This window comes from Burkholderia sp. APQ4-4ca (assembly GCF_057837105.1).
This window is the reverse complement of record NZ_JBYQCG010000211.1, coordinates 1-3,099: the sequence shown is the minus strand read 5'-3', so window position 1 is coordinate 3,099 and position 3,099 is coordinate 1. Positions and strand designations below refer to the sequence as shown.

Here is a 3,099-nt window from a genome sequence, read left to right as displayed (position 1 = left end):
GTTCGATCACGCCGCACACGCACTTCACGGCTGAAGTGTACGTGCTGAGCAAGGACGAAGGCGGCCGTCACACGCCGTTCTTCAACAACTACCGTCCGCAGTTCTACTTCCGTACGACGGACGTGACGGGTTCGATCGAGCTGCCGAAGGACAAGGAAATGGTGATGCCGGGCGACAACGTGTCGATCACGGTGAAGCTGATCGCTCCGATCGCGATGGAAGAAGGTCTGCGCTTCGCGATCCGCGAAGGCGGCCGTACGGTCGGCGCCGGCGTCGTCGCCAAGATCATCGAGTAAGCCAGTTATTCGTTGATCGACAGTTTTGGGGCTGGCATCAGCCGGCCCCAGCATGGTTTAGGGGTATAGCTCAACTGGCAGAGCGTCGGTCTCCAAAACCGAAGGTTGGGGGTTCGATTCCCTCTGCCCCTGCCAAAAATCGCCACGTGTCCCACGTGGCATTTGTTTTAAGGTGTTATGGCGAATCCATCCGTCGAAACTGTAAATACCTCCGGCGATAAGCTGATGCTGGCCCTGGGCGTATTGCTGGTGTTGGCCGGATTCGTGGGCTTCTTCTGGCTGGCCAATCAGCAGTGGTATGTCCGCGGTGCCGCATTGGCGGTAGGTATCATCGCCGGCGTGGCCGTCGGGCTGATGTCCGCCCCTGGCAAGAGCCTCATCGCGTTTGCCAAGGATTCGTACAAGGAAGTCCGGAAGGTCGTATGGCCCACCCGCAAGGAAGCAACGCAAACCACACTCGTCGTGTTCGGTTTCGTGCTCGTGATGGCGATTTTCCTCTGGTTGAGTGACAAATCGATCGAATGGGTGATTTTCTCGGCGATTCTGGGTTGGAAATGATATGAGCGATACTCCGGCATCCCCGAGCGGAAAGCGTTGGTACGTCGTGCACGCCTACTCCGGTATGGAGAAGAGCGTGCAACGCGCGCTTCAAGAGCGCATCGAACGTGCTGGCATGCAGGACAAATTCGGTCAGATCCTGGTTCCGACCGAAGAAGTGGTTGAAGTCAAAGGCGGCCACAAGGCTGTGACCGAGCGTCGTTTCTTCCCCGGCTACGTGCTGGTGGAAATGGAAATGACGGACGAAACGTGGCACCTCGTGAAGAACACCGCGAAGGTCACCGGTTTCGTCGGCGGTGCGCGTAACCGCCCGACCCCGATTTCCCCGAAGGAAGTCGAGAAGATCATGTCGCAGATGCAGGAAGGCGTCGAAAAACCGCGCCCGAAGACCCTGTTCGAAGTCGGCGAGATGGTGCGTGTCAAGGAAGGCCCGTTCACGGACTTCAACGGCACCGTCGAAGAAGTCAACTACGAAAAATCGCGCGTGCGTGTGTCGGTCACCATTTTTGGCCGCTCTACCCCGGTCGAACTCGAGTTCGGCCAGGTCGAAAAAGTTTGATCCCGATTCGGTGGGCAGCCTCGGCTGCCCACCTTCGCGCTTACGGCCCGCGTCATGGCCGTTGAGGAGCGTCAGTAGCCAGCGGCGAAAGCGCGTTATCACTCACCGAACGCCTTCTCCGGCGTTCCAATGAGGTTTCAAATGGCAAAGAAGATTATCGGCTTTATCAAGCTGCAGATCCCTGCAGGTAAAGCCAACCCGTCGCCGCCGGTCGGTCCGGCACTGGGCCAGCGCGGCCTGAACATCATGGAGTTCTGCAAGGCGTTCAACGCGCAGACTCAAGGCATGGAGCCGGGTCTGCCGGTGCCGGTGGTCATCACGGCATTCGCTGACAAGAGCTTCACGTTCGTGATGAAGACGCCGCCGGCAACCGTCCTGATCAAGAAGGCGGCGAAGGTGGACAAGGGCTCGAGCAAGCCGCACACCGACAAGGTCGGTTCGATCACGCGCGCTCAAGCCGAAGAAATCGCGAAGACCAAGATGCCGGACCTTACGGCAGCTGATCTGGACGCAGCCGTTCGCACCATCGCTGGTAGCGCACGCTCGATGGGTATCACTGTGGAGGGCGTGTAAATGGCTAAGATCTCCAAGCGCCGTCAGGCATTTGCCGCCAAGGTCGATCGTCAGAAGCTGTACGCGATCGAAGACGCACTGAGCCTCGTGAAGGAATGCGCGAGCGCGAAGTTCGACGAGTCGATCGACGTCGCAGTCCAGCTCGGCATCGATGCGAAGAAGTCGGACCAGGTCGTTCGTGGTTCGGTCGTTCTGCCGGCAGGTACGGGCAAGTCGGTTCGCGTTGCCGTGTTCGCGCAAGGCGAAAAGGCCGAGCAGGCACGTGCAGCAGGCGCGGAAATCGTCGGTATGGAAGACCTGGCTGAGCAGATCAAGGCTGGCCAGATGGACTTCGACATCGTGATCGCTTCGCCGGACACGATGCGTATCGTCGGTACGCTCGGCCAGATCCTCGGCCCGCGCGGCCTGATGCCGAACCCGAAGGTCGGTACGGTCACGCCGGACGTCGCAACCGCCGTCAAGAACGCGAAGGCCGGTCAGGTGCAATTCCGTGTCGACAAGGCCGGTATCATCCATGCGACCATCGGCCGTGCATCGTTCGAGCCGACCGCGCTGCGTTCGAACCTGTCGGCGCTGATCGAAGCGCTGCAGAAGGCGAAGCCGGCAACGAGCAAGGGCGTGTACCTGCGCAAGATCGCACTGTCGAGCACGATGGGCGTCGGCGTGCGTGTCGACCAGGCTACGCTGGCAGCGCAGTAAGCAAGCATTCGGGCCGCTTCATTCGCGAGGCGGCCTACATGGGCTTTGGGCGGTTGTTCGTGCAGTAGGGCGAACAACCGGTTATCAAAGACCGTTGGTGGGGCGCAGCAGGCAGGCGATCCCTTAATTCAAGCCAACGCAGATGGCGAACCCGAAAAAGTTTTGCAGTGGTGAAGCCGCATGCCGCGAAGCGATTCGCGGCATGAGGTGGAAATACTCCTAACGAGGTCGGACGCCGTTGTTGAACGAGGTACGTGAGGTTTCGGCCATACCGGCCGCGTCGAACGTATCGTTTCTGGAGGCTAACCGTGCCGCTTAATAGAGAAGACAAGCAAGCCGTCGTCGCTGAGGTTTCCGCGCAAGTCGCGAAGGCCCAGACCGTTGTGCTGGCTGAGTATCGTGGAATTGCGGTTG

At 59.7% G+C, this 3,099-nt stretch carries 5 protein-coding genes, 1 tRNA gene and 1 pseudogene; all 7 read left to right on the top strand.

Annotated elements, in window-relative coordinates; genetic code table 11:
- Window positions 1-296 (top strand): EF-Tu C-terminal domain-related protein (locus AC3IFE_RS21640; protein ID WP_018440483.1); only part of this gene is annotated, 296 nt, incomplete at its 5' end.
- Between the two features lie 59 nt (window positions 297-355).
- Window positions 356-431: transfer RNA gene (locus AC3IFE_RS21635), tRNA-Trp, on the top strand.
- A 42-nt stretch (window positions 432-473) separates the two neighbouring features.
- A complete protein-coding gene (gene secE / locus AC3IFE_RS21630; protein WP_006482892.1) occupies window positions 474-854 on the top strand; it encodes a preprotein translocase subunit SecE in 381 nt (126 codons plus the stop codon).
- Between the two features lies 1 nt (window position 855).
- Entirely contained in the window at window positions 856-1,413 is a 558-nt protein-coding gene (nusG, locus tag AC3IFE_RS21625; RefSeq protein WP_006400672.1) for a transcription termination/antitermination protein NusG, read from the top strand.
- Window positions 1,414-1,554: 141 nt separating this feature from the next.
- The gene (rplK, locus tag AC3IFE_RS21620; RefSeq protein ID WP_006477201.1) at window positions 1,555-1,986 is read left to right on the top strand and encodes a 50S ribosomal protein L11; all 432 of its coding nucleotides are present in this window, start codon (window positions 1,555-1,557) and stop codon (window positions 1,984-1,986) included.
- On the top strand, window positions 1,987-2,685 hold the full coding sequence (rplA, locus tag AC3IFE_RS21615; RefSeq protein ID WP_006482906.1) for a 50S ribosomal protein L1: 699 nt from the start codon (window positions 1,987-1,989) through the stop codon (window positions 2,683-2,685).
- A 254-nt stretch (window positions 2,686-2,939) separates the two neighbouring features.
- Window positions 2,940-3,099: pseudogene (locus AC3IFE_RS21610) on the top strand (50S ribosomal protein L10); the annotation flags it as partial.

What these genes read in the sequence shown, in the direction of transcription:
- secE (WP_006482892.1), top strand. Translation starts at nt 474, where the DNA reads ATGGCGAATCCATCCGTCGAAACTGTAAATACCTCCGGCGATAAGCTG.
- nusG (WP_006400672.1), top strand. Translation starts at nt 856, where the DNA reads ATGAGCGATACTCCGGCATCCCCGAGCGGAAAGCGTTGGTACGTCGTG.
- rplK (WP_006477201.1), top strand. Translation starts at nt 1,555, where the DNA reads ATGGCAAAGAAGATTATCGGCTTTATCAAGCTGCAGATCCCTGCAGGT.
- rplA (WP_006482906.1), top strand. Translation starts at nt 1,987, where the DNA reads ATGGCTAAGATCTCCAAGCGCCGTCAGGCATTTGCCGCCAAGGTCGAT.